The sequence below is a fragment of the Endozoicomonas ascidiicola genome (assembly GCF_001646945.1).
Lineage (GTDB): Bacteria > Pseudomonadota > Gammaproteobacteria > Pseudomonadales > Endozoicomonadaceae > Endozoicomonas > Endozoicomonas ascidiicola.
This window is the reverse complement of the sequence record NZ_LUTV01000003.1, coordinates 283,476-309,703: the sequence shown is the minus strand read 5'-3', so window position 1 is coordinate 309,703 and position 26,228 is coordinate 283,476. Positions and strand designations below refer to the sequence as shown.

Annotated in this window: 19 protein-coding genes and 4 tRNA genes; 3 read left to right on the top strand and 20 right to left on the bottom strand. The window is 47.7% G+C overall.

Annotated elements, in window-relative coordinates; genetic code table 11:
• Positions 1 to 74: 74 nt before the first annotated feature.
• The 5 genes from tuf to AKL11_RS08900 all read right to left on the bottom strand — a co-directional run bounded on the left by tuf (position 75) and on the right by AKL11_RS08900 (position 7,116).
• Positions 75 to 1,268, bottom strand: a complete 1,194-nt coding sequence (gene tuf / locus AKL11_RS08925) for an elongation factor Tu (protein WP_067516560.1) — start codon at positions 1,266 to 1,268, stop codon at positions 75 to 77.
• A gap of 169 nt (positions 1,269 to 1,437) precedes the next feature.
• Complete coding sequence (gene fusA / locus AKL11_RS08920) at positions 1,438 to 3,540, bottom strand: elongation factor G (RefSeq protein WP_067516558.1); 2,103 nt, start codon at positions 3,538 to 3,540, stop codon at positions 1,438 to 1,440.
• An 18-nt stretch (positions 3,541 to 3,558) separates the two neighbouring features.
• Positions 3,559 to 4,029, bottom strand: coding sequence for a 30S ribosomal protein S7 (rpsG, locus tag AKL11_RS08915; protein WP_067517282.1), 471 nt, complete (start codon positions 4,027 to 4,029; stop codon positions 3,559 to 3,561).
• A gap of 182 nt (positions 4,030 to 4,211) precedes the next feature.
• Positions 4,212 to 4,586, bottom strand: a complete 375-nt coding sequence (rpsL, locus tag AKL11_RS08910; RefSeq protein ID WP_067516556.1) for a 30S ribosomal protein S12 — start codon at positions 4,584 to 4,586, stop codon at positions 4,212 to 4,214.
• A 394-nt stretch (positions 4,587 to 4,980) separates the two neighbouring features.
• Positions 4,981 to 7,116: a gamma-glutamyl-gamma-aminobutyrate hydrolase family protein gene (locus AKL11_RS08900; protein ID WP_095210278.1), complete on the bottom strand. Its 2,136-nt coding sequence runs from the start codon at positions 7,114 to 7,116 to the stop codon at positions 4,981 to 4,983.
• 353 nt (positions 7,117 to 7,469) lie between these two features.
• On the opposite strand from AKL11_RS08900, the gene glpX reads away from it, so the two are divergent.
• Positions 7,470 to 8,480: a class II fructose-bisphosphatase gene (glpX, locus tag AKL11_RS08895; RefSeq protein ID WP_067516551.1), complete on the top strand. Its 1,011-nt coding sequence runs from the start codon at positions 7,470 to 7,472 to the stop codon at positions 8,478 to 8,480.
• A gap of 78 nt (positions 8,481 to 8,558) precedes the next feature.
• Positions 8,559 to 8,822: a YihD family protein gene (locus tag AKL11_RS08890; RefSeq protein WP_067516549.1), complete on the top strand. Its 264-nt coding sequence runs from the start codon at positions 8,559 to 8,561 to the stop codon at positions 8,820 to 8,822.
• Between the two features lie 309 nt (positions 8,823 to 9,131).
• Here AKL11_RS08890 and AKL11_RS08885 read toward each other — a convergent pair whose 3' ends face one another.
• Entirely contained in the window at positions 9,132 to 10,010 is an 879-nt protein-coding gene (locus AKL11_RS08885; protein WP_095210277.1) for an AEC family transporter, read from the bottom strand.
• A 362-nt stretch (positions 10,011 to 10,372) separates the two neighbouring features.
• Here AKL11_RS08885 and AKL11_RS08880 point away from each other — a divergent pair, with 362 nt between their 5' ends.
• Entirely contained in the window at positions 10,373 to 10,747 is a 375-nt protein-coding gene (locus AKL11_RS08880) for a hypothetical protein (protein ID WP_157673478.1), read from the top strand.
• On the opposite strand, the gene AKL11_RS08875 is transcribed toward AKL11_RS08880, so the two are convergent.
• The 14 genes from AKL11_RS08875 to AKL11_RS08810 form a co-directional block, all read right to left on the bottom strand.
• Entirely contained in the window at positions 10,744 to 11,508 is a 765-nt protein-coding gene (locus tag AKL11_RS08875) for a TlyA family RNA methyltransferase (protein WP_067516545.1), read from the bottom strand. The two genes, AKL11_RS08880 and AKL11_RS08875, sit on opposite strands and share 4 nt — an antisense overlap.
• Positions 11,509 to 11,632: 124 nt before the next feature.
• Positions 11,633 to 12,355, bottom strand: a complete 723-nt coding sequence (locus AKL11_RS08870) for a hypothetical protein (RefSeq protein WP_067516543.1) — start codon at positions 12,353 to 12,355, stop codon at positions 11,633 to 11,635.
• Positions 12,356 to 12,669: 314 nt separating this feature from the next.
• The gene (rpoC, locus tag AKL11_RS08865; protein ID WP_067516541.1) at positions 12,670 to 16,881 is read right to left on the bottom strand and encodes a DNA-directed RNA polymerase subunit beta'; all 4,212 of its coding nucleotides are present in this window, start codon (positions 16,879 to 16,881) and stop codon (positions 12,670 to 12,672) included.
• Between the two features lie 81 nt (positions 16,882 to 16,962).
• Positions 16,963 to 21,039 (bottom strand): DNA-directed RNA polymerase subunit beta, encoded by a 4,077-nt coding sequence (gene rpoB, locus AKL11_RS08860; RefSeq protein ID WP_067516539.1) that lies wholly within the window; start codon positions 21,037 to 21,039, stop codon positions 16,963 to 16,965.
• Between the two features lie 899 nt (positions 21,040 to 21,938).
• Positions 21,939 to 22,310, bottom strand: coding sequence for a 50S ribosomal protein L7/L12 (gene rplL, locus AKL11_RS08855; protein ID WP_067516537.1), 372 nt, complete (start codon positions 22,308 to 22,310; stop codon positions 21,939 to 21,941).
• A 95-nt stretch (positions 22,311 to 22,405) separates the two neighbouring features.
• Positions 22,406 to 22,936 carry a 50S ribosomal protein L10 gene (rplJ, locus tag AKL11_RS08850; protein ID WP_067516535.1) on the bottom strand — a complete coding sequence of 177 codons (531 nt, stop codon included), beginning with the start codon at positions 22,934 to 22,936 and terminating at the stop codon, positions 22,406 to 22,408.
• Positions 22,937 to 23,234: 298 nt separating this feature from the next.
• On the bottom strand, positions 23,235 to 23,930 hold the full coding sequence (rplA, locus tag AKL11_RS08845) for a 50S ribosomal protein L1 (RefSeq protein ID WP_067516533.1): 696 nt from the start codon (positions 23,928 to 23,930) through the stop codon (positions 23,235 to 23,237).
• The gene (gene rplK / locus AKL11_RS08840; RefSeq protein WP_067517280.1) at positions 23,930 to 24,364 is read right to left on the bottom strand and encodes a 50S ribosomal protein L11; all 435 of its coding nucleotides are present in this window, start codon (positions 24,362 to 24,364) and stop codon (positions 23,930 to 23,932) included. The genes rplA and rplK overlap by 1 nt, the downstream gene beginning before the upstream one ends.
• Positions 24,365 to 24,578: 214 nt before the next feature.
• Complete coding sequence (gene nusG, locus AKL11_RS08835; protein WP_067516531.1) at positions 24,579 to 25,112, bottom strand: transcription termination/antitermination protein NusG; 534 nt, start codon at positions 25,110 to 25,112, stop codon at positions 24,579 to 24,581.
• A 12-nt stretch (positions 25,113 to 25,124) separates the two neighbouring features.
• On the bottom strand, positions 25,125 to 25,493 hold the full coding sequence (gene secE / locus AKL11_RS08830) for a preprotein translocase subunit SecE (RefSeq protein ID WP_067516529.1): 369 nt from the start codon (positions 25,491 to 25,493) through the stop codon (positions 25,125 to 25,127).
• 55 nt (positions 25,494 to 25,548) lie between these two features.
• A tRNA-Trp gene (locus tag AKL11_RS08825) sits at positions 25,549 to 25,624 on the bottom strand.
• 146 nt (positions 25,625 to 25,770) lie between these two features.
• Positions 25,771 to 25,846 (bottom strand) — tRNA-Thr (locus tag AKL11_RS08820).
• Between the two features lie 70 nt (positions 25,847 to 25,916).
• Positions 25,917 to 25,990, bottom strand: a tRNA-Gly gene (locus tag AKL11_RS08815).
• A 99-nt stretch (positions 25,991 to 26,089) separates the two neighbouring features.
• A tRNA-Tyr gene (locus tag AKL11_RS08810) sits at positions 26,090 to 26,173 on the bottom strand.
• Positions 26,174 to 26,228: the final 55 nt, after the last annotated feature.

The window sequence follows — 26,228 nt, the reverse complement described above, 5'->3', positions numbered from 1 at the left end:
CTATTTTAAAGTCAAAAAAAACCCGGCTAATGCCGGGTTTTTCGAGGTGACTTTATGTCTTTTAAAATCGTCGATTATTCGAAGATTTTAGCAACAACACCAGCACCAACTGTACGGCCGCCTTCACGAATCGCGAAACGCAGACCTTCTTCCATAGCTACTGGGTTGATCAGAGTAGCTACGAAGTTGATGTTGTCACCAGGCATTACCATTTCAACGCCTTCGTTCAGCTCAACAGCACCAGTCACGTCAGTAGTACGGAAGTAGAACTGTGGACGGTAGCCCTTGAAGAATGGAGTGTGACGACCGCCTTCTTCTTTGGACAGGATGTACACTTCAGCTTCGAACTTGGTGTGCGGAGTAACGGTACCTGGCTTAACCAGACACTGACCACGCTCAACGTCTTCACGCTTGGTACCACGCAGCAGAGCACCGATGTTCTCACCTGCACGACCTTCGTCAAGCAGCTTACGGAACATTTCAACACCAGTAACAGTAGTCTTGGTAGTGTCTTTGATACCAATAATTTCTACTTCGTTACCAACGTTAACGATACCACGCTCAACACGACCAGTTACAACAGTACCACGGCCAGCGATGGAGAATACGTCTTCGATAGGCATCAGGAACGGCTGATCGATAGCACGTTCTGGCTCTGGGATGTAAGAATCCAGAGTTTCTACCAGCTTCTTAACAGCGGTAGTACCCATTTCGTTAGCGTCTTCACCGTTCAGAGCCATCAGGGCAGAACCGATGATGATTGGAGTGTCGTCGCCTGGGAAGTCGTACATGTCCAGAAGTTCGCGAACTTCCATCTCCACCAGTTCCAGCAGCTCTTCGTCGTCTACCATGTCAGCTTTGTTCAGGAATACCACGATGTATGGTACACCTACCTGACGAGACAGCAGGATGTGCTCACGAGTCTGTGGCATGGGGCCATCAGCAGCGGAACATACCAGGATAGCGCCGTCCATCTGAGCAGCACCAGTGATCATGTTTTTAACATAGTCAGCGTGGCCTGGGCAGTCTACGTGCGCGTAGTGACGAGCTGGGGAATCATACTCTACGTGTGCAGTAGAGATGGTGATACCACGCTCACGCTCTTCAGGAGCGTTATCGATCTGGTCGAATGCACGCATGGTGCCGCCCCAGATCTCTGCACATACGCGAGTCAGCGCAGCAGTCAGAGTGGTTTTACCGTGGTCAACGTGACCGATGGTGCCGACGTTTACGTGCGGCTTTTTACGTTCAAATTTTTCCTTAGCCATTTCTCTTAACCTTAAGCTATAGATAAGTTTGATATCAGGTATGATTTCAGGCCGGCATTCTAACAGCGATTGCTTATGGAAAGAAATTTCTCAGTGTAAAAAACTGAGAAATTCCACTGCTTTCGTAAAAGCGTCCGTAGACTTCGCCATCAAACTACCGAATCAGAGATCAACCCTGGTTCTTGATAACCGCTTCAGCAATGCTGGCGGGCGCTTCGGCATACTCATGGAATTCCATGGTGTATGTTGCACGCCCCTGAGTTGCTGATCGCAGGTCGGTAGCGTAGCCGAACATTTCACCCAGCGGCACCTGAGCGTCAATAGTCTTGCCAGAAGACGTATCTTTCATGCCCTGAACAATACCGCGACGGCGACTCAGGTCACCCATAACGTCACCCATGTAGTCTTCAGGTGTTACCACCTCAACCTTCATCATCGGTTCCATCAGCACAGGCTGAGCCTGTGGTGCGTATTTCTTCAGCGCTTGTGAAGCAGCGATTTTAAACGCCATTTCGTTGGAGTCAACATCGTGGAAAGAACCATCGTACAGACGAGCTTTCAGACCCAGTAATGGGTAGCCGGCGATAACGCCGTTCTTCATCTGTTCTTCAATGCCTTTCTGGATCGCCGGGATGTATTCCTTAGGAATAGTACCACCCACGATTTCATTGATGAATTCCAAACCTTCTTCGCCAGCAGCGGCAGGAGAGAATTCAACAACAACGTGACCATACTGACCACGACCACCAGACTGCTTGGCAAACTTGTGGTTAGCGTCAACAGAACCTTTGAGCTTCTCACGGTAAGCAACCTGAGGCTTACCAATGTTGGCTTCAACATTGAATTCGCGACGCATACGGTCAACAAGGATATCCAGGTGCAACTCACCCATGCCGGAGATAATGGTCTGGCCACTTTCTTCGTCAGTGTGAACGCGGAAAGACGGATCTTCCTGAGCAAGTTTGCCCAGAGCGATACCCATTTTTTCCTGGTCAGCCTTAGTCTTTGGCTCAACAGCAACAGAAATTACTGGCTCTGGGAATTCCATACGCTCCAGAGTAATAATGCTGTCCATTGAACACAGAGTGTCACCAGTGGTTACATCTTTCATGCCGATCAGGGCAACGATGTCACCAGCCACACACTCTTTAAGCTCTTCACGGTTGTTCGCGTGCATTTGCACCATTCGACCAACACGCTCTTTCTTGTGCTTAACCGGGTTGTAAACTGTATCACCGGAGTTCAGAACACCGGAGTAGTTACGGATAAAGGTCAGCGTACCCACGAATGGGTCAGTGGCAATTTTAAATGCCAGCGCTGCGAAAGGTGCACTGTCGTCCGCTTCGCGAACCGCAACCGTTCCGTCTTTATCGTCCAGAATACCTTCGATCGCCTTAACTTCTTTTGGAGAAGGCATCAGTTCGATCACAGCATCCAGAACAGCCTGCACACCTTTGTTCTTGAAGGCAGAACCACCAAAGACAGGAATGATCTCGTTCGCCAGAGTACGGGCACGGATACCGGCCTTAATCTCTTCTTCGGACAGATCGCCTTCTTCGAGGTACTTTTCCATCATTTCATCAGTGGCTTCGGCAGCAGCTTCAACCATGTATTCGCGCATTTCTGCACACAGGTCAGCCATATCTGCAGGAATGTCTTCGTATTTGAAGGTCATTCCCTGGTCTTCTTCGTTCCAGATGATGCATTTCATCTTCACGAGATCAACCACGCCTTTGAAGTCATCTTCAGCGCCGATGGTCATCTGCATAGGCACCGCGTTAGCGTTCAAACGCTCACGCAGCTGGCTGATTACCATTTCGAAATCGGCACCGGTACGGTCCATCTTGTTCACGAAGACCATACGAGGAACTGCGTACTTATCCGCCTGACGCCATACGGTTTCAGTCTGAGGCTGAACACCGGAGGAGCCACACAGCACAACAACTGCGCCGTCGAGTACACGCAAGGAACGTTCTACTTCGATAGTGAAGTCAACGTGTCCTGGGGTATCGATGATGTTAACGCGGTGCTCATCAAACTGAGCGTCCATTCCGCGCCAGAAACAGGTAGTCGCAGCGGACGTGATAGTAATACCACGCTCCTGCTCCTGTTCCATCCAGTCCATGGTGGCTGCGCCATCATGAACTTCACCAATTTTATGGCTCAGGCCGGTGTAAAACAGTACGCGTTCTGTAGTCGTTGTCTTACCCGCGTCAACATGGGCACAAATACCGATGTTGCGATAGCGGTTGATCGGGGTTTTACGCGCCACGATACAATCCTCTGATACTTAGAAACGGTAGTGGGAGAATGCCTTGTTGGCTTCAGCCATACGGTGCACGTCTTCACGCTTCTTAACTGCAGCGCCCTTGCTTTCGGCAGCGTCCATCAGTTCTCCAGCCAGGCGGAGCTTCATGGATTTTTCACCACGCTTACGCGCAGCGTCTACCAGCCAACGCATGGCCAGAGCACTACGACGAGCAGGACGAACTTCAACAGGCACCTGGTAAGTAGCACCACCGACACGGCGGGACTTAACCTCTACCATAGGAGCGATAGTTTCCAGAGCTTTTTCAAAAATCTCCAGAGGCTCCTTGCTGGTGCGTTCCAGAACAACGTCCAGAGCACCATAAACGATCTTTTCAGCGACAGATTTCTTACCGCTGACCATCACGTGGTTGATGAATTTAGTGAGTGTTTTATTACCAAACTTAGGATCTGGTAATACGTCGCGCTTAGCGACTACGCGTCTTCTTGGCATTGATAAGCCCTCTACGTCGGTCTTCAGGTAATCCAGGAACATTCAGCAGTTAACTGCCTCAGCCCGGCCTTACTCTCATCAACCTGATGTTAAATTCTTACTCTTTCGAGCAGTTTGTCTGCAGCCCTCAAGCTTTTTATTAGCTTTAGGCAGCCAGACCAAAACTTAAGCTAATCAGGCGATTAGGACTTAGGTCTCTTGGTACCGTACTTAGAACGGCCCTTCTTACGGTCGTTAACACCCTGGGTATCCAGGCTACCGCGAACGGTGTGATAACGAACACCTGGCAAGTCTTTTACACGACCGCCACGGATCAGAACAACACTGTGCTCTTGCAGATTGTGACCTTCACCACCGATGTAGGAAGTCACTTCAAAGCCGTTAGTCAGACGCACACGACATACTTTACGCAGCGCAGAGTTAGGCTTCTTAGGAGTAGTGGTGTAAACACGGGTACAAACACCACGACGTTGTGGACACGCCTGCAGCGCAGGCACGTCGGTCTTTCTGACCTTACGCTTGCGTGGCTTGCGCACCAACTGGTTAATTGTTGCCATTCAGCAAACTCCAAATCTCATTAATGAGGATCGTTTCTAAGGTTTCTCGCAAGAGAATGAATCTGAATCGTCAGAGGATTGGCAATCCAGAATCGGCTTTAAACAGCAAAAGCCGGCGTCAACCGGCTTATGCAGCACCTGAGCTCCACTGACTTGTAACGTGTCAAGCGCATGGAGCACGGATAGAATAAAGCGCACAGATTTTACGGGGCGATGATACTAACGTCAAGTACTGAGTCACTCATTAAAACCAGTGATTACCCATACCTTAACGTTATAATTGGCAAGGAAGGTTTAGCGAAGCAGGTAATGAAAACTCAGATACTATTCATTACCTGTATCTTTTCGTTAGAGTCTGGACCCCGTAAAGTGCTGGATTCCAGCTGGCTTATTCTCAACGATTTTTGAACTGTAAAAGCACCTTTTGTTTTGCTTGGTTTGAGGCCATTGTGCTTACAAAAGCATCAAATATCGAATCATTATTCTTCGTCATCAAACCAGATACAATTTTAGCAGCAGTCGATGTTTTATCACCCTGAAACTCTGGATGAAACTGAGTAAATATATGAGGCACACCGAACTTAGATTCTGCAGCTTTCGGAACGCTTTTACCGTTAAAGTTGTCAACAATCACAAAATCCAGCTCACCTTCTGCTTTTTCATCAACCATTTGTTTGTGAGCTGAGATAGTTGATATTTCATTTCCTATAACCCCTTTAATAATACCGTCTCCGGACTCTTCAACTTTACTTTTCTTGACAGGAAAACGATTCATACCTCCATACTTTGAAATCAATGCTTCAAACTTAACCTTTATCTGTTCATTAGAAAAATTACAACCAGACTTCTTATAGAATGATCCACCGGAAATACACAATAACCGTGCGCCATAATACGAAAACTCAACATCATACCCCTCTTTCGCCAACTCATCTTCAAATGCACAGCATTCTTCATCACTTAGCTCATGATCAAATTGCAAGACATAGTCATAATTCAGGTCAACATATATAGATTTGTTAGTTACAGATAAAGCATTTAGCGTCGCAATCTCTGGCTCAGCCCCCTGCTTTTTGACAAGACCTGATACGCCGTAGCGCTGAACTTTAGCAAATTCTCCATTAACATCTTTTAATGTACCGCCATCATATACATTGACCATCTGCAATGCTCTACACATCCCCAAAACGGGAACTCCTTGATTCCTTGCCTGCTCAAGCAAAGCAAACTCAAAAACTGTTCTCCTCAAATCTTTACCAACCATTGCATCACGAGAGTCAGGACTGCGATCATAGAACCCCTCTTCAACATTGGCCCCCCCCGGAAAGACAACACCATCCAATTGCTTAGATAATAGCACCGACTCTCTTTTCAGCTTTGAGACCTCTTTTTGCTTGTCTTCCTCCGAAAGTCGAATAACACCTTTTCCTAGACTGTCTTCTTTATCGGTAATCCCTGATTTGAGCAGATCAGATATTTCATCAGAAAGATTTGATGTATCAATCCAATAAGGCGTATAACCAATACGCATTGGTATAAGCCCTTTTGATTTGAGTTTCTCAAAAACTTTAGTTGCTGTCATCCCCGGACGAAGCGGGTCCCACATCAAACCAACCACCGGTTTAGATGGCGGCTTGGGCACTATCCCTGAAAAAATGATTTTACCAACTGCATCAAAGAACAACGTATCATTTACAGAGGCAAGCTTATTTAGCCCTGCATTCTCAACCACTACATTTTGACCAACCTTCACCTGCCAAAATGAAGATCTTGAAAGATCATTGTTTAAAAATTTAACATCTTTCAACTCGGCTCGCTCAAAATTATTTTCATCAATTTCACAATCATTAAATAGAACTTTTTCAAACAAAGCTTCGTTAAACTGTGCACCAGTCATTTGGTTTTTCACGAACATGGAATTATTAAAACTTGATTTAGAAAACACTACACCCCTTAAATCACAACCTGAAAAAAGAGCACCATTGAACTTGGATTCATCAAGCCTTATTTGACGCAAGTCACAATTTGAAAAAGTACATCCTGAAAAATCCACACCAGACAGTAACTCACCTCCAACAAACGGGGTCTTACCAGGGCCCGACATTTTATTACCAAGCAATCCTTTCTGTTGGAAATTGATATTACTAAATACTGATTTATAACCTTTCGACTCCAAAAAATCTTTGAATACACAGGCACCTTCATTATTGATTTTTTTCTTATACGCCCGGAACTCTATTAGCATCAACCTAACATTCTTCTGGGAAATATTTTTCTCCCATCTATTTTTCTTAAGCATCCTCACATTGCTTAACAATTCACCCCTAAAAAGTCTAACTCTTCTATTCAAAAGGACACTTTTTTTCCTTAATGGCCTAATAGACCTAGCTATCAAAAGGAAAGCCTCAGAAAATCCAGAAGCAACCTTCCTTTTTACAGAAAACGCCAACCCTTCTTTACACACTGGGTTCTTTTTATTGTTTTTCACACTAGAAGCACTTGGAAAATTTAAAGATCGCCGGATTCCCATTTCATCCTCCTTGAAATACTTTAAATTAAAAAGTATTGAGAATTCATAATTCTTGATTAACTTTGATCGGTTTTGAATAGCCTACCCGCTCTTTGAAAAGCGCTAAATTAGCGATAAGTATTAGTTTAAAATCAGAATATTACTTCCACCTCGGTCTGAACAAGGATTATCAACTACTTACAGATGTAAGTGGGTTATAGATTGAAAACGGATATTTTCATCTCCGTAGGCCGGAACTAACGAGGAGCCTTCTTCAAAAGCAAACCTTACACTACTTATCAAGTATAAATTGGTCTGCTCCCTACATGTAATTATGCTAAAGTCCAACACTTTATTTTTCGAAGTTAACCTTTATGAAACGCGAACTGGCAATCGAATTTTCAAGAGTCACGGAAGCCGCCGCCCTGGCAGGCTACAAGTGGCTTGGTCGTGGCGACAAAAATGCTGCTGACGGCGCTGCTGTAGAAGCGATGCGCACCATGCTGAACAAAGTCTCCATGAATGGCGAAATCGTCATTGGAGAAGGGGAAATAGACGAAGCTCCCATGCTCTTCATTGGCGAAAAAGTGGGTACTGGCGAAGGGGAAAGCGTTGATATCGCAGTCGACCCCATTGAAGGCACCCGCATGACCGCTATGGGCCAGAATAATGCCATTGCCGTTCTGGCCGCTGGAGAGAAAGGCTCTTTCCTGAAAGCGCCTGATATGTATATGGAAAAGCTGGTTTGCGGTCCTGGAGCCAAAGGCATCATCGACCTGAACATTGGGCTGAAAGAAAACATTCATAATGTCGCCCGCGCGCTCCACAAACCTATTGAAAGCCTGGTTGTTATTACCCTCGCTAAACCTCGCCATGACAGCGCCATTGCCATGATGCAGAATATGGGCGTGAAAGTATTTGCCATTCCTGACGGCGATGTTGCTGCGTCTATTCTGACCTGCATGCCAGACAGCGAAGTTGACTTAATGTACTGTGTTGGCGGTGCGCCGGAAGGTGTTGTTTCTGCTGCCGTTATCCGCGCTCTTGGCGGAGATATGAATGGTCGACTATTAACCAGAGATCAGGCTAAAGGGGAAACGCCGGAAAACATCGAAGCCGGTAAGCTGGAAGCTGAACGCTGCAAAGAGATGGGGGTTGAGCCCGGCAAGCTGTTACGTCTGGACGATATGGCCAGTTCCGATAATGTGGTTTTTTCCGCTACTGGCATTACCAAAGGCGACCTGCTTCAGGGTATTACCCGCAATGGTAACCTAGCGACCACCGAAACTCTGGTGGTTCGTGGCAAATCACGTACCATACGCCGCATCCAATCCAGTCATTACCTGGATCGTAAGGATGATGACATCAAAAACATCATCCTTTAACGCAGCCCTTCCTTTATATAGAGTACTGCGCCACCGCAGTACTCCTGACTCTTCAATACAAATATTGAGTAAAGCTATATGAGCTGTCACAGAATCAATGAACTGGCTGAACTATTAATGCCCGAATGGCAAAAGCAAAGCCACCTTAACCTGGTACAAATCATTGAATCTCTTGCATTGGAAGCAGGGCATAAAGGCCCTCTAAACGAAGTAACCGATGATATCCTGATCTATCACCTCAAAATGAAAGGTGAAACGCCGGATGCCATGATTCCGGGTATCGCTAAAGATGTTGAAGTGGATTTTAAAGCGGCCTTGCTAAAAGCTCGTGGTATTACATAACCTCTGCTCAACCGATGTCCTCATATATTATCCGGTGAAGCTTGTCTGGCTTCACTACCTAAACCATCTATCTCAAACACAAGCGCACCCCACTGATTATTTTCATCTATCTGTAGCTAAGAAAGTTGAACCTTGCGTTCTAAAAAGCATCAGGCGTTCATATTTTTATTATGGATGATCTATGATTTACAGGCATAAGCACGTCAACTCTATCCGAACATTGTTGCTCAAATTAAATTACAATAGCGTAGAGTGAAAATACCAATAGCCGTTGCAGGTAGGCTACCTAAGGTCGTCAAGACTACAATATTAGCAGCAAGTTTGTCGTCCCCCCCCCCCCATCGCCTTAGTCATCACAAAACTGGCAGCCGCCGTTGGGCAGGCAAAGATCAAAAAGATAATACCAAGATCAATTCCTCTCAACCCCAGCAACCATGCCACCAACACTGTCATCACAGGCATCAGACATACTTTGTGCAGAGTTGCCCATACTGCACTCTTACTGGTTTTTCTGAGCACATCCATGCTCAGGCTTCCGCCAATACTGATTAATGCCAATGGTAAAGTGATCTGAGCAAAGTACAGGCTGACCTTTTCTGCAACCGCGGGCAGTTGCAATCCCAACGAAACAAAACAAAAGCCCACAACAATGGAGGCAATGAGAGGGTTTTTGGTCAGATCAATAATCAGTTTTTTCCAACTGAAAGGAACATCATTTTTATCGGATGCATAATACGCCAGTACAAATACAGAGAGCACATTATACAGAGGTACCAGAAAGGCCAGAGCGAGAGACATCAATGCAATACCATGACTGCCATAGATATTTCCCGCCAAGGCCATACCCACAATAGCAAGATTTGCCCTGGCAGCGCCTTGAATAAATGCACCGTAGTCGGCTGACGACGTACAAGCTTGCGCAGCCAGTATTCTCGCTGTCAGAAATGTCACAATTGATGCTATAACAGCATAAATAACCATCCTGAAATCAAGAACTGATGCCATGTCCAAGTTAATAATGGATGTAAACAACAGTGCCGGCATACAAAAGTTGAAAACGAGCCTTGATGCCGTGGTTACAAAATGATCATCAATAAACTGAAAGCGCTTAAGAGCAATCCCTGCCAACAGCATCGCACAGACAGGCAGCGTCACACTGGCCGTGAATAAAAGCGTTTCCCAAAACATAGCCACTAGTCATCTGGTAATTTGCCAGCGATTATACCCGTCGCCTTTCAAGTTGCTACTTTGTTGGCTGCGTTCACTCACCTCGATCACCTACTATTTGTAGGCTCACAAGGCTTCACTCACTTGCCGCCGCGTAGCAACTTGAAATCCTTTGGGTATATAACCGTTGCTCATTTATGTACACATAGCTCCAAATAAAAAAACACTCAAGAAATTACCCGAGCCAGATTGTGTTGGCATAAGCCTCAAACGCTATTTTTTACCCCACTATTTTCTCACTGGCTGTAGCCGCTACTTAGTCGATACAGGCTAATAATGCCCCATCACTCTACAGCAACATCAAGGGGCAACGAGGTGAGTAAATGACCAACCGAAATATAGGGTATTTCAGTATCGTGCTTTTACTTCTTTTACCCTCATCCATAACTGTCGCAGCACCTATAGAGGCCTGGTATCAAAAAGTCTGGTGTAATGGCATGGGTGGTCAATTGGAGTATCGATTGGACAGTGGCCGACGCATTGACTGCCTCACGAACAGTCATGCCATTGAGATTGAGTTTGCCCGAAAATGGCCTGAAGCCATTGGACAGGCTCTTGATTACAGCATGCTGACTGGCAAACATGCCGGGATTGTTTTAATTTTGAACAAGGGGGTAGATTTTACTCATTGGGAGCGCATGCGGAAAGTGATTGATCACTATCAACTGCCAATTCAAGTTTGGCGACTCGGCCCTTAACTCGCGCCCTTCTCAGCCCAGATGAAGAACTCTCGATTACCATCGCCACCGGTAATCGAGCTATCGAAATAACCTTTTACCGTCATACCCAACTTCTCACAGAAGCTTTTTATGGACTGCTCTACCTGCGGATAAAGATTTGCATCTCTGACAATACCGCCCTTACCAATACCTGCAGAACCTACCTCAAACTGCGGCTTTACCAGACTTAACAACTGCCCACCTGGTTTCAACAGGGGAGCCAGAGAAGGAAGAATTTTGGTTTGGGAGATAAACGACACATCCATTACAGCGAAATCAAACCCCTTCACATCGGTTGTGTAATTTAGTAAACCCCGCGATAAATCCCGCGCATTCATTCCTTCCAGGCAGACAACCCTCGGATCATCCCGTAACGACGGAACCAATTGCCCATGACCAACCTCAATACCAATGACTTTTGCAGCCCCGGACTGGAGCGCACAATCAGTAAAGCCACCGGTTGACTGACCAACATCGATAACAACCGCATTGGCGAAGTCTGCACCGGATTTCTCAATAGCACCAGCTAGCTTTAATCCACCACGGGATACAAAACAATCTGACTCATCCCACACAACATCCAACTCAATAGAATCAGGGTACTTCTGGCCAGGTTTAACCACTGCCACCCAGCCGCCAGACTGATGTACCATTACACGACCTTCGCTTATCAGCTGTTGAGCTTTTGTTCGGGAGATAGCCTTTCCCCGCTCAACCAAGAGCATATCAAGTCTTTGCATCTTAATAGCCAGACGTAACCGAAAAAACTGAATTATACCGTCAACTGATTACCACTATGCATATTTCGTCGTTTTCTTTTTCGGAAGATCAATTTATCAAACTGCAAATCAGCTTAACGTCAGTCTATATCGCTTTCTTCCCTTCTCCAGCAATTCCCTCAAGATCCAAGATCTTGTTTCTCTGATCTTTCAAGGTTTCTACTATTTCAGCTTCATCTGTTATCTCCCCTTCCGAACCATATGTTTTTTTGCTCATGATTTCTTTTGCAATTTCCGTATGTTTATCTATTAGAGAGTTTTGCAACGATACTCTCTGGTCGGCAGGCAGTTTTAAAACCAATGAATCCAACCGCTTATCGAAGGCTTTTATCGAATCCTTAAACACTGCCCCTCCAATCTCTACTAATGTATTTGCCTTTGCATTCACTCTTTCCATATCCATCAGCTGATTTCTAGTCGAATTGTCACTACTCTCTACATACAACAGGCCTACACCTGCTATAACAACAGCTGGAATAGATACCCCCAGCATTCCATAAGTCGCAGTTACTACAGCAACGTCCTGAACTGAACGCTTGTGACTCTCATAGAACCCTTTAGCCGAGGGTGATACTGCTTTGTATACATGAGTTTCGGTCAGTTGATTGGTCACTTCATTTAGGCTTTCAACAACCCTTCCATAAGCTGTTGTCTCTTTAAGCTTCGTACAGCCGGCTTCAAGGCTCGAATATGCAATTCCCCCTATTTCTTTACCCTTCTCAGCTAAAACAGAAGCTATTCGTGCGTAGACTGATGGCATCGCAGTTTGAACATTCGACATATCTTCATCCTTTATAAGTTTGTTCATTGGATGCAGATATAGACTCTAAGTTCCTTCATCTGAAAATTTTGCCATTCAAGAGGTTGTCGCAAAACTCCAAACATCTCGTTCCCATGCTTTGCGTGGGAATGCATACCCTTGAATTTTCAAAGCGTTAGAAGTATGGGTTCCCACGCAAAGCATGGGAACCAGGGCTTTTGCGACACCCTCTCAAACCATCTTATGCTTTTTGCTTTTACGTTTTTAGAATAAAAAAAACCGCCGCTTACCAGCGACGGTTTTATAAGAGATAGAAGAGGAGCAAACTCCTCCTCTTATGTCAGAGCCTCTTATAATAAGAGTTACACTTCCCCGAAGTTCAACGCATCAGACAGTGCCTGCTCTGCATCGGAAGTAGAGATACGAGCAGGTGCATCGAACTCAACTTCTTCACGGCTCTTACGACGCTCAGCGTGGTAAGTCAGACCGGTACCTGCAGGAATCAGACGACCGACAACTACGTTCTCCTTCAGGCCACGCAGATAATCGCGCTTACCATGTACCGCAGCTTCCGTCAGGACTCGTGTAGTCTCCTGGAAGGACGCAGCAGAGATGAAGGATTCTGTTGCCAGAGATGCCTTGGTGATACCCAGCAGTACGCGTTCGAACTTGGCAGGGAAACTGTTTTCACGGCTAACCTTGTCGTTCTCTTCGAGCAGACGAGTAAACTCAACCTGATCACCACGGATAAAGTGAGTATCACCGGTATCGGAGATTTCAACCTTACGCAGCATCTGACGCAGAATGGTCTCAATGTGCTTATCGTTAATTTTTACACCCTGGAGACGGTATACGTCCTGGATTTCGTTAACGATGTAGCGAGCCAGTTCACTGACACCCAATAGACGCAGAACGTCGTGTGGGTTGGTCGGACCGTCGGAGATAACTTCACCCTGGGTCACCTGTTCACCTTCGAACACGTTGAGGTGACGCCATTTAGGAATCAGCTCTTCGTATGGATCACTGCCATCAGTCGGCGTGATAACCAGACGTTTCTTACCCTTGGTTTCTTTACCGAAACCGATGGTTCCGGAGATTTCTGCCAGGATAGAGTGCTCTTTTGGCTTACGCGCTTCGAACAAGTCAGCAACCCGTGGCAGACCACCGGTGATGTCCTTGTTACCACTGGACTGCTGTGGAATACGGGCAAGTACCGCACCCACTTCTACCGTAGAGCCGTCTACCAGGTTAACCAGAGAGTTGGCTGGCAGGAAGTACTGAGCAGGTACATCAGTGCCTGGCAGCTTCAGTTCGTTACCGTTGGCATCCTTCAGCTGAACTGCAGGACGGATGTCCTTACCAGCGGATGGACGATCCTTCGGATCCATAACTTCCATGTTGGACAAACCGGTCAACTCATCAGTCTGAGTCTTAACGGTGATATTTTCATCCATGCCCTGGAATTCAACAATACCAGCAGTTTCAGTGATGATCGGGTGCGTGTGCGGATCCCACTTAGCCACAGTCTGGCCAGCTTCGATCACTTCACCGTCTTTAACGGAAATCATTGCACCGTAAGGCAGCTTGTAACGCTCACGCTCACGACCATATTCATCCGCAACAGCCAGTTGTCCGGAACGGCTTACTGCAACCAGTGTGCCGTCTTTACGTTCAACAGACTTCAGGTTCAGCAGTCGCACTGTACCTTTATTCTTCACCGTTACACTGTCAGCCGCTGCGTTACGAGACGCTGCACCACCGATGTGGAACGTACGCATCGTCAACTGAGTACCCGGCTCACCGATGGACTGGGCTGCGATAACACCGACCGCTTCACCTTTGTTTACGATGTGTCCGCGACCCAGGTCACGACCGTAACAGCTTGAACAGATGCCGTGACGGGTTTCACAAGTGATTGGTGAACGTACGAGCATTTCGTCAACGTTCAGCAGCTCAAGGCGTTTCACCCAGGCTTCGTCAATCAGCGTACCGGCTGGAACGGCGATTTCGCTGTCGCTGCCCGGCTTGAGCACGTCTTCTGCAACCACACGACCAAGGATACGATCACCCAGTGGTTCTACGATGTCGCCGCCTTCAATGTGCGGAGCCATCCACAGACCAGCTGTCGTACCACAGTCGTCTTCTGTGACGACCAGATCCTGAGCAACGTCTACCAGACGACGGGTCAGGTAACCGGAGTTCGCCGTTTTCAGTGCGGTATCCGCCAGACCTTTACGAGCACCGTGAGTGGAGTTGAAGTACTGCTGTACGTTCAGACCTTCACGGAAGTTCGCGGTGATTGGCGTTTCGATGATAGAGCCATCTGGCTTAGCCATCAGACCACGCATACCAGCCAGCTGACGAATCTGCGCCGCACTACCCCGTGCGCCGGAGTCGGCCATCATGTATACGCTGTTGAAGGATTCCTGATCGACTTCCTTACCGTCACGGTCGATGACTTTGTCGACTTTCAGGTTGTCCATCATCCGCTTGGCCAGCATTTCGTTGGCACGGGACCAGATATCGATAACCTTGTTGTACTTCTCGCCTGCTGTTACCAGACCGGAAGCAAACTGGTTTTCAATTTCACGTACTTCGTCGTTGGCGTCATCGATGATGCGCGCTTTTTCCGGAGGAATAACGAAGTCGTTAACACCAATGGATGTACCAGAGATGGTGGCGTACTGGAAGCCCATGTACATCATCTGGTCAGCGAAGATAACGGTTTCTTTCAGACCAACGTTACGATAACAGGCGTTCAGCAGGCCGGAGATCGCTTTCTTCTTCATCGCCTGGTTAACCAGGGAGAATGGCAGACCCATAGGCACGATATCCCACAGAATCATACGGCCAACGGTGGTGTCCGCCAGGAACTTGTTATCGTGCTCAACGCCATCGTTGTCGCGATATTTTTCGTGTACACGTACTTTAATTTTGGCGTGCAGTTCAGCAGCACCTGTACGGTACGCGCGCATAACTTCGTCGATATCAACGAAGACCATGCCTTCACCCTTGGCGTTAATACGGTCACGGGTGATGTAGTACAGACCCAGTACAACGTCCTGAGAAGGTACGATGATAGGTTCGCCGTTTGCTGGTGCGAGGATGTTGTTGGTAGACATCATCAGGGCACGGGCTTCAAGCTGGGCTTCCAGAGTCAGAGGTACGTGTACCGCCATCTGGTCACCGTCGAAGTCGGCGTTGTATGCCGCACACACCAGTGGGTGCAGTTGAATAGCTTTACCTTCGATCAGAACCGGTTCGAACGCCTGAATACCAAGACGGTGCAGGGTTGGTGCACGGTTCAGCATAACCGGGTGTTCGCGGATGACTTCAGCCAGAACGTCCCACACTTCTGGAGTTTCACGCTCTACCATCTTCTTGGCAGCTTTAATCGTGGTAGCAAGACCACGGGCTTCCAATTTACCGAAGATGAATGGCTTGAACAGTTCCAGTGCCATTTTCTTTGGCAGACCGCACTGATGCAAACGCAGGGTAGGACCTACGGTGATTACCGAACGACCAGAGTAGTCTACTCGCTTACCCAACAGGTTCTGACGGAAACGACCCTGCTTACCCTTGATCATGTCGGCCAGGGATTTCAGAGGACGTTTGTTAGAGCCAGTGATGGCACGACCACGACGACCGTTGTCCAGCAGCGCATCGACAGATTCCTGCAGCATACGCTTTTCGTTGCGGACAATGATGTCTGGCGCGTTCAGATCCAGCAGACGCTTCAGACGGTTGTTACGGTTGATCACTCGACGGTACAGATCGTTCAGGTCGGACGTTGCGAAACGACCACCATCCAGAGGTACCAGAGGACGCAGATCTGGCGGCAGAACCGGCAGAACGGTCAGGATCATCCACTCAGGGTTGTTGCCTGAGTTGTGGAAGGCTTCAACCAATTTCAGACGCTTGCTCAGCTTCTTCAGTTTGGTTTCGGAATTGGTCTGCGGAATTTCTTCACGCAGGGTATTCACTTCGTCTTCCAGATCAATATCACCCAGCAGCGCTTTGATCGCTTCAGCACCCATGCGGGCGTCAAAGTCGTCACCAAACTCTTCCAGGGCTTCGTAGTATTGTTCGTCAGACAGCAGCTGGTTCTTTTCCAGCGTGGTCATGCCCGGATCAACAACAACGTAAGATTCGAAATACAGAACCCGCTCGATATCACGCAGGGTCATGTCCAACAACAGACCGATACGGGATGGCAGGGATTTCAGGAACCAGATGTGGGCAACCGGGCTGGCCAGTTCGATATGACCCATGCGCTCACGACGCACTTTAGCCAGTGCAACTTCAACGCCACACTTCTCACAGATAACACCACGGTGCTTGAGACGCTTGTACTTTCCGCACAGGCACTCGTAATCCTTTACCGGGCCAAAGATTTTGGCGCAGAAAAGGCCGTCACGCTCAGGTTTGAACGTACGGTAGTTAATTGTTTCCGGCTTTTTAACTTCGCCGTAAGACCAGGACCGGACCATATCCGGTGATGCCAGGCCGATCCGAATAGCGTCGAATTCGTCCGTCTGGCCCTGTGACTTGAGCAGATTCAGCAAGTCTTTCAAGATCGTATCTCCTCTCGGTGCAAGACACCTGTTCCACTCTTACAAATAAGATGCGTTACAGGTGTCTTAGCCACACGTTCGTTATTCGGTTTCCAGTTCGATATCGATACCCAGCGAGCGGATTTCTTTCAACAGTACGTTGAAGGATTCCGGCATTCCAGGTTCCATTCTGTGGTCGCCATCCACGATGCTTTTGTACATCTTGGTACGGCCAGCGACGTCATCGGACTTCACGGTCAGCATTTCCTGCAGAGTGTATGCAGCGCCATAAGCTTCCAGAGCCCAGACCTCCATCTCCCCGAAGCGCTGTCCACCGAATTGTGCCTTACCACCCAGAGGCTGCTGAGTTACCAGAGAGTAAGAACCAGTAGAACGAGCGTGCATCTTGTCGTCTACCAAGTGGTTCAGCTTCAGCATGTACATGTAGCCAACAGTCACCGGACGCTCAAAAGAGTCACCGCTACGACCGTCGATCAGCTTAACCTGACCGCTGTCGTTCATGTCAGCCAGACGGAGCAGACGCTTAACTTCTGTCTCTTTCGCACCGTCGAATACCGCTGTTGCCATCGGTACACCGCCTTTCAAGTTACCGGCCAGTTCCATGACTTCAGCATCGCTGAACTTGTCAATTTCAACCGGACTGTGACCTGGGATGCCGTTGTACACTTCATCCAGGAACTTTCGCAGTTCAGACATACTCTTCTGGGATTCAATCATGCGATTGATCTTAACGCCCAGACCTTTAGCCGCCGCACCCAAGTGGGTTTCCAGTACCTGTCCAACGTTCATACGGGACGGTACACCCAAAGGGTTAAGTACGATATCAACCGGATTACCTTCTTCATCGTGCGGCATATCTTCAACCGGCATGATGATGGAGATAACACCCTTGTTACCGTGACGACCCGCCATCTTGTCACCAGGCTGGATACGACGTTTGATCGCCAGGTAAACCTTAACGATTTTCAGGACACCCGGTGCCATGTCGTCGCCGGTCTGCAGCTTTTTCTTCTTGTCTTCAAAACGCTCGTCCAGTTGTGCACGACGCTCTTTCAGCTGTTCTCTGGAGAGATCCAGCATTTCGTTCAGAGCTTCGTCCGCCATGGACATCTTGAACCACTGTTCGTGATCCATACCGTTCAGGAACATATCGGTGATCAGATCACCTTTACCCAGACCCGGTGCACGAACAACAGGCTGGTTAACCAGGGCAGCACGCAGACGTTCGAAAGTATCGTGCTCAACCACACGGAACTCTTCGTTCAGGTCTTTGCGATACTCATCCAGCTGGGTCTTCTCGATCGCCAGTGCACGGGTGTCTTTTTCCACGCCGTCACGGGTGAAGACCTGCACGTCAATAACGGTACCTTTAACACTGGTCGGTACACGCAGAGAGGTGTCTTTAACGTCAGACGCTTTTTCACCGAAGATGGCACGCAGCAGTTTTTCTTCCGGAGTCAGCTGAGTTTCACCTTTTGGTGTCACCTTACCGACCAGAATATCACCAGCGCCCACTTCAGCACCGACATAAACGATACCGGCTTCATCCAGCTTGTTCAGCGCGGACTCACCAACGTTTGGAATATCGGAAGTAATTTCTTCAGAACCCAGCTTGGTGTCACGAGCCACACAGGTCAGTTCCTGAATGTGAATCGTGGTGAAACGGTCTTCCTGAACGACACGCTCAGAGATGAGGATGGAATCCTCAAAGTTGTAACCATTCCATGGCATGAATGCCACACGCATGTTCTGACCCAGCGCCAGCTCACCCATATCAACAGATGGGCCGTCGGCCATTATGTCGCCACGGGCAATCTTGTCACCAGACTTCACCAGGGCACGCTGGTTAATACAGGTGTTCTGGTTAGAACGTGTGTATTTAGTCAGGTTGTAGATGTCAACACCGGCTTCACCTGGCTGCAGCTCTTCACTGTTGACACGAACCACGATACGGGCCGCATCAACGGTATCAATAAGACCGCCACGTTTGGCAACAACGCAGACACCGGAGTCGGACGCTACGTTACGTTCCATACCAGTACCAACCAGAGGCTTCTCAGCTTTCAGGGTTGGAACCGCCTGACGTTGCATGTTCGATCCCATCAATGCACGGTTGGCGTCATCGTGTTCCAGGAATGGAATCAAAGAGGCTGCAACGGACACCATCTGCTTGGTGGAGACGTCCATGTACTGGACTTTCTCAGGACCCATCAGAGTCGCTTCACCACGGTAACGAACCGCTACCAGGTCTTCTGCCAGCTTCTTGTTTTCATCAACAGAAGCGGATGCCTGTGCGATAACGTATTCACCTTCTTCAATAGCAGAAAGGTAATCTACGTCGTCAGTAACCAGACCATCAACAACACGACGGTATGGCGCTTCAAGGAAGCCATAGTCGTTAGTACGGGCATAGGTAGCCAGAGAGTTGATCAGACCGATGTTCGGACCTTCAGGTGTCTCGATTGGGCATACACGACCATAGTGAGTGGAGTGTACGTCACGAACCTCAAAGCCGGCACGTTCACGGGTCAGACCACCTGGGCCCAACGCGGATACACGACGCTTGTGAGTAATCTCAGACAGCGGGTTGTTCTGGTCCATAAACTGGGACAGCTGGCTGGAACCGAAGAATTCCTTAATAGCAGCAGCCACAGGCTTGGCATTGATCAGATCCTGAGGCATCAAGCCTTCAGATTCTGCCAGGCTCAGACGCTCTTTGACGGCACGCTCAACACGAACGAGACCAACACGGAACTGGTTTTCAGCCATTTCACCAACGGAACGTACACGACGGTTACCCAGGTGATCGATGTCATCACAAACACCGTGACCGTTACGGATATCTACCAGAATCTTCAGAACATCAATGATGTCTTCATTATCCAGAACACCGGAGCCAGTGTCTTCAGCGCGACCCAGACGACGGTTGAACTTCATACGACCAACCGCAGACAAATCGTAGCGTTCCGTAGAGAAGAACAAGTTCTGGAACAGAGCTTCAGCAGCATCCTGTGTTGGCGGCTCACCAGGACGCATCATGCGGTAGATTTCTACCAGTGCTTCCAGACGATTTGTGGTGTTGTCAGCTCTCAGAGTATCTGAAATGAACGGACCACATTCCAGTTCATTAATGTACAGGGTCTCAATAGTCTTGATACCTGCAGAGAGAAGCTGTTCATAAACTTCCGGAGTGATTTCAGCGTTGCATTCAGCAATGATTTCACCGGTAGACTTGTGAACAACTGTCTTGGCCAGTACACGACCAAAGATGTATTCAACAGGTGCTTCCAGATTTTTGATCGCAGATTTCTGGATATCACGAATGTGACGTGCAGTCACACGACGACCTTGTTCTACAATCAGGTTGCCATCGTTATCGTAGATATCGAAACTAGCAGCTTCACCTCGGAGGCGATCTGCAACCAGTTCTGTTTTAACGTTATCAGAACTGATTTTGAATTCTACGAAGTCAAAGAATCTTGAAAGAATTTCTTCATTTTCAAGACCAATCGCACGCATCAGAATCGTTGCTGGCAACTTACGACGACGGTCGATACGAACGAAGAGCAGATCTTTAGGATCAAACTCGAAGTCCAACCATGAACCACGGTAAGGAATGACGCGAGCAGAATAAAGCAGCTTACCGGAGGAGTGTGTTTTACCCCGGTCGTTATCAAAGAACACACCAGGAGAACGGTGCAGCTGAGACACGATTACACGCTCAGTGCCGTTAATAACGAAGGTACCGTTATCGGTCATGAGCGGAATTTCGCCCATGTACACTTCCTGTTCTTTTATGTCTTTGATTGCCTTGTTAGAAGACTCTTTATCATAGATAATCAGACGTACTTTCACACGCAGTGGTACTGCGTAGGTTACGCCTCTTAACTGACATTCCTTGACATCAAACGAAGGAGTGCCCAGTCTATAGCTAACGTACTCAAGGGCAGCATTGCCTGAGTAACTAACAATCGGAAAAACCGATTTAAAGGCTGCATGAAGGCCAATATCTTCTCTTGCTGCCGGCTCTTTACCTGACTGCAACAGCTTGTGATATGAATCAAGCTGAATCGCCAGCAGATACGGCACATTCATGACACTCGGCAATTTGCCGAAGTCCTTGCGGATGCGTTTTTTCTCAGTATACGAGTATGCCATCAGCGTTCCCCAGCTTGGTTACCTGTTTTCTGGAAGCAGGCGGCATCGCCTGACCATGTAGGTTTTTCGAGAGCGGGTGGCTCTCTGTCTAAACCAATCAATTCCAACATTCACTTCATCAGTAGCCGCGCTACCTTCGAAGCCTCCATCACTTTCTCAACGTTCAATACAGGTACTGCATCCATACTGATCCGGAAGACAAGTTCAGCAGGCTTGCAGGTGTCTGGGTTCCCCCACGACCACCTTTAAACCGTTGCATGAGCTTTAGCGCCTGCTTTGAGAATGCTTAACCAGCACCTTCAAACTCAAACACACTTTCAATAAAGCCCTGAAAAAAGAACTACCGTTCTGTTTTTCATTCCTGCTTTCACAGCAAAACCGCCAACATCGCGTAAAGCAACGAAAGCGGTATCACTGGTCTGATTGATGCGATATCAATCAGCAAATCTTTGTCAGGCGACTCTTTAATACGAGAATAAATCATCACAATCCGGACTATTCACCGTAACCTACCATCATCTCACAGCTTTAAGAGAAGTGGTATTGAAAGTTCTGGCAACGCCTACTATCTGGGACTGCAAATCCTCAGCATGACCTGCTGATTTGATTTCATGTCGCATCAAACCGCCCTGAACAACACCCTCTTTGCAACTACCTTCGACGCAAAAACCCAGCATACTGAAAGCACAAAACTCCCCATTAAGCCAAACCGGCTTTTCGGAGATAAAGGATTCACAGCATGGCTCAGACGTTGTGCGCAAATATTGTTACTCAGACGATATAGCTCATACAACGGAAAAAAGGCCGGCGCCTTTACAGGCACCAGCCACACGAGCCCATTATGCAACAGACTCGAGATTATGCAACGCTTTTTTAGACGCTATGGGCATCTATAGAAATTACTTGATTTCTACTTTAGCGCCAGCTTCTTCCAGCTGCTTCTTCAGGTCTTCAGCTTCTTCTTTAGAAGCGCCTTCCTTCAGAGGAGCAGGAGCGCCGTCTACAACAGCCTTAGCTTCTTTCAGACCCAGGCCAGTAGCAGCACGTACTACCTTGATTACGTTTACTTTCTTGTCGCCAGCTTCAGTCAGAATTACGTCGAATTCAGTCTGTTCTTCAACAGCAGCAGCGGCAGCAGCAACTGGAGCAGCGGCAACAGCAGCAGCAGCAGAAACGCCGAACTTCTCTTCCATAGCGGAAACCAGTTCAACAACGTCCATTACAGACATGTCAGCGATCGCGTTCAGGATATCTTCTTTGGACAGAGCCATCTCTATATCTCCAAATATTTTCTAATGAGCACCCTTCAATAGAGCTGCCCAGTAAATTTGTTTAAGCAAAAAATAGAAAACCAATTCAAAAAGAATTAAGCGGCTTTCTTTTTCTCGTCGGCAACAGCTGCCACGACACGGGTAACCTTGGTAGGAATCTCGTTCAGAGTTCTTGCCAGCTTGGTTACCGGTGCGATCATTACACTCATCAGCATTGCGCGAGCTTGATCCAGAGTTGGGAGCTTGGCCAGAACATCGATCTGATCCGCACCCAGCAGCTGACCAGAAACGGACAGCGCTTTGATTTCCAACTCTTTATTCTCTTTGGCAAATTCCTGCATCACGCGCGCGGCGGAGCCTGGATCTTCCATAGAGAAAGCAAGCACAGTAGGGCCTACCAGCACTTCCTGCAGACACTGAAGTTCAGTACCTTCAACTGCGCGCTTAGCCAGTGTGTTACGAACTACCTTCAGGTAGACGCCACCATCACGAGCTTGCTTACGCAAGGAAGTCATCTGACCTACGGTCAGACCGCGGTAGTCCGCGATTACAGCCGACAGAGCGCTTTGTGCAGCCTCGCTGACTTCGGCGACAATCGCCTTCTTGTCTTCGAGTCCTAACGCCATGGGCTTTACTCCAATAGTATGAAGTTACACTTAACGAAACATTTAAAAAAATGAACCATTAAGCACTTACAATACGGTGAGGGTATATGCACTAAGCATGTTCACCGTCTACGCAGGAAATTAAGCTTTCCGCTTTTAAGCCTTTTCGAAAAAAGACTCCTGACTTAACAGGCACAGCGTCCAACACCTACGATCTTTGACAGCCCCCGTCATAAACGGAGACCCCAAAGTCTTTCGCAATCAGTCAACGACTGATCAGAGACCCGGAAAACCAAATCTCAGTAATTCTTTTTACTGCTTACGCAGTCAGGGAAGACATGTCGATAGTCAGACCTGGACCCATAGTAGAGGACAGGGTAACTTTCTTCACGTAAATACCTTTGCTGGAAGCTGGCTTCAGCTTCTTCAGGTCAGCGACCAGAGCTTCAACGTTCTGCTTCAGAGCAGCCGCTTCGAAGTCGATCTTACCAACGCCAGCGTGGATGATACCGTTCTTATCAGTACGGAAACGAACCTGACCTGCTTTAGCGTTCTTAACCGCTTCAGCAACGTTAGGCGTTACAGTACCAACTTTAGGGTTAGGCATCAGGCCGCGTGGACCAAGAATCTGACCCAGCTGACCAACAACACGCATCGCATCCGGAGAAGCGATAACTACGTCGAAGTCCATCTGACCAGCTTTAACTTGCTCAGCCAGATCATCCATACCAACGATTTCAGCACCCGCTTCTTTAGCGGCTTCAGCGTTAGCACCCTGGGTGAACACAGCTACGCGAACGTCTTTACCAGTTCCGTTTGGCAGAACAGTAGAGCCACGAACAACCTGATCAGATTTACGAGGATCAACGCCCAGGTTCACAGAAACTTCGATAGTTTCTTTGAACTTAACGCCAGAAAGCTCTTTCAGCAGGCTTGCAGCATCTTCAAAGCTATAAGCCTTGGTAGATTCGATTTTTTCTGCAATCAGTTTTGCACGCTTGGACATTTTAGCCATTACTCAACTCCTTCCACATTCAGACCCATGGAACGAGCGGAGCCAGCGATAGTACGGATAGCTGCATCTTCGTCAGCAGCAGTCAGATCAGGTTCTTTGATCTTGGCAACTTCAAGCAGTTGCTCGCGAGTCACAGTACCAACCTTCTCAGTGTTTGGACGACCAGAACCTTTCTTCAGCTTCAGAGTCTTCATCAGAAGAACAGAAGCAGGCGGAGTTTTGGTTTCGAAGGTGAAACTGCGATCACTGTAAACAGTAATAACAACAGGAATTGGCATACCGGCATCCATTTTCTGGGTGCTGGCGTTGAATGCCTTACAGAATTCCATGATGTTCACACCGTGCTGACCCAGAGCAGGACCAACAGGTGGAGAAGGATTTGCCTGTCCAGCAGGCACTTGAAGCTTAATATAAGCTTGTACTTTCTTGGCCATTTTAACCTCAACTTGGGTCACTGCCTCATTAACAAACTCTTCCTTAGGCCAGAAAGAACCCATCAAATCCACGGCTACCCGATTACAAAGCGCAGCAGTTTACAGAAAACTTCCCGAAACCGCCAGCGCAAAAATACTTAAGATGAACATTCACCATAAAACAAAGCCCCGCAACCCATAAACAGGATCAACGAGGCTGTCGAGAAAAAGCGACTTAAACTTTTTCTACACTTCCGAACGTCAACTCAACCGGAGTCTCACGCCCAAAAATCATAACCAGAACCTGCAAACTGTTCTTGTCATAATTAACCGCTTCAATACGCGCATCGAAATCAGCAAACGGACCATCAACCACCCGAACCATTTCACCTGGCTCAAACAACGTCTTAGGTCTTGGCGCCTCAACACCTTCTTCCATTCTACGAAGAATGGCATCCGCTTCTTTCTCAGTGATTGCAGCCGGCTTTTCTGGCGTTCCACCAATAAAGCCCAGAACTCGCGGCGTTTCCTTAATAAGGTGCCAGGAGTCATCATTCATCTCAACCTGGACGAGAACGTAGCCAGGGAAGAATTTGCGCTCACTTTTACGCTTTTGTCCGTTCTTGATCTCTACAACTTCTTCTGTAGGAACCAGAACTTCACCAAATAAATCTTCCATGCCATGAAGCTTGATGCGCTCATTCAATGAACGTAACACCTGCTTCTCGTAACCGGAGTAGGCATGAACTACATACCAACGTTTCGCCATGTCTTGTCCCTATTAAATCAGGCTGCTGACCATCCAGCCTAGCAGAGAATCGAGCCCCCACAAAATAAGACCCATAACCAGAACGACAGCAACCACTACCAGAGTGGTTTGCACAGTCTCCTGACGTGAGGGCCAGACAACCTTGCGAATCTCGGTTTTGGCATCCTTGAGCAGCGTCCAGAATGCATCACCTTTGACAGTTTGCAGAGCAACAAACCCAGCAATAACTGCAAGAACCAGCAGACCTGCAACTCTCAGAAAGAGTGACTCAGAGGAGAAATAATAGTTACCGTAAACGCCAATAGCGACCAGAACCGCCGCAAGGCCCCACTTGAGACCATCTAGACGACCCGTAGCCGCAATTTCAGAATTTCCACTCATCAGATTGATTTTCTCTATTAAGATTCGCTCAGAGTAAGAGCTTGATCATCGGAAGTGGCAGGCCAGGAGGGAATCGAACCCCCAACCCCCGGTTTTGGAGACCGGTGCTCTACCAATTGAACTACTGGCCTAAAAATCTACCAACCCAAACTTTCACAGGTGTCGGATTATAATCATGTTCCGTCACCGTGAAAAGCCCGCCGGCTCATGTAAGTGTAATAATGCGTAACACTTACAAAAATAGAGACTGGCGTCTCTATCAAATCCATTATTAAAATGGAGCTCTTAACCGGAGTTGAACCGGTGACCTCATCCTTACCAAGGATGCGCTCTACCAACTGAGCTATAAGAGCACAATCTCTTAACAAGAAATCCTTTTTAAGAATTTCCAACAAGAATCTTTCACAAAGACTTTAAAAAGATTGGAGCGGGTAGCGGGAATCGAACCCGCATCATCAGCTTGGAAGGCTGAGGTTCTACCGTTGAACTATACCCGCATCAAATTTTTCCAAACTTTTTCTTAAGCAGCAAACAGAAGAAAAACAGATTTTGAATCTTAATTCAAGATTTGATTTTACATTCTATTTTAAAGAATCTGGTGGTGGGGGCTGGATTCGAACCAGCGAAGCTTTCGCGTCAGATTTACAGTCTGATCCCTTTGGCCACTCGGGAACCCCACCCGATGCTGCGCTATTGTATTCAGGAAGTTTTTCTTGTCAACCCTGTCGTTTTTGT

Coding starts and splice junctions, on each gene's coding strand:
- tuf (WP_067516560.1), bottom strand. CDS start 1,268: ATGGCTAAGGAAAAATTTGAACGTAAAAAGCCGCACGTAAACGTCGGC.
- rpsG (WP_067517282.1), bottom strand. CDS start 4,029: ATGCCAAGAAGACGCGTAGTCGCTAAGCGCGACGTATTACCAGATCCT.
- rpsL (WP_067516556.1), bottom strand. CDS start 4,586: ATGGCAACAATTAACCAGTTGGTGCGCAAGCCACGCAAGCGTAAGGTC.
- AKL11_RS08900 (WP_095210278.1), bottom strand. CDS start 7,116: ATGGGAATCCGGCGATCTTTAAATTTTCCAAGTGCTTCTAGTGTGAAA.
- glpX (WP_067516551.1), top strand. CDS start 7,470: ATGAAACGCGAACTGGCAATCGAATTTTCAAGAGTCACGGAAGCCGCC.
- AKL11_RS08890 (WP_067516549.1), top strand. CDS start 8,559: ATGAGCTGTCACAGAATCAATGAACTGGCTGAACTATTAATGCCCGAA.
- AKL11_RS08885 (WP_095210277.1), bottom strand. CDS start 10,010: ATGTTTTGGGAAACGCTTTTATTCACGGCCAGTGTGACGCTGCCTGTC.
- AKL11_RS08880 (WP_157673478.1), top strand. CDS start 10,373: ATGACCAACCGAAATATAGGGTATTTCAGTATCGTGCTTTTACTTCTT.
- AKL11_RS08875 (WP_067516545.1), bottom strand. CDS start 11,508: ATGCAAAGACTTGATATGCTCTTGGTTGAGCGGGGAAAGGCTATCTCC.
- AKL11_RS08870 (WP_067516543.1), bottom strand. CDS start 12,355: ATGAACAAACTTATAAAGGATGAAGATATGTCGAATGTTCAAACTGCG.
- rpoB (WP_067516539.1), bottom strand. CDS start 21,039: ATGGCATACTCGTATACTGAGAAAAAACGCATCCGCAAGGACTTCGGC.
- rplL (WP_067516537.1), bottom strand. CDS start 22,310: ATGGCTCTGTCCAAAGAAGATATCCTGAACGCGATCGCTGACATGTCT.
- rplJ (WP_067516535.1), bottom strand. CDS start 22,936: ATGGCGTTAGGACTCGAAGACAAGAAGGCGATTGTCGCCGAAGTCAGC.
- rplA (WP_067516533.1), bottom strand. CDS start 23,930: ATGGCTAAAATGTCCAAGCGTGCAAAACTGATTGCAGAAAAAATCGAA.
- rplK (WP_067517280.1), bottom strand. CDS start 24,364: ATGGCCAAGAAAGTACAAGCTTATATTAAGCTTCAAGTGCCTGCTGGA.
- nusG (WP_067516531.1), bottom strand. CDS start 25,112: ATGGCGAAACGTTGGTATGTAGTTCATGCCTACTCCGGTTACGAGAAG.
- secE (WP_067516529.1), bottom strand. CDS start 25,493: ATGAGTGGAAATTCTGAAATTGCGGCTACGGGTCGTCTAGATGGTCTC.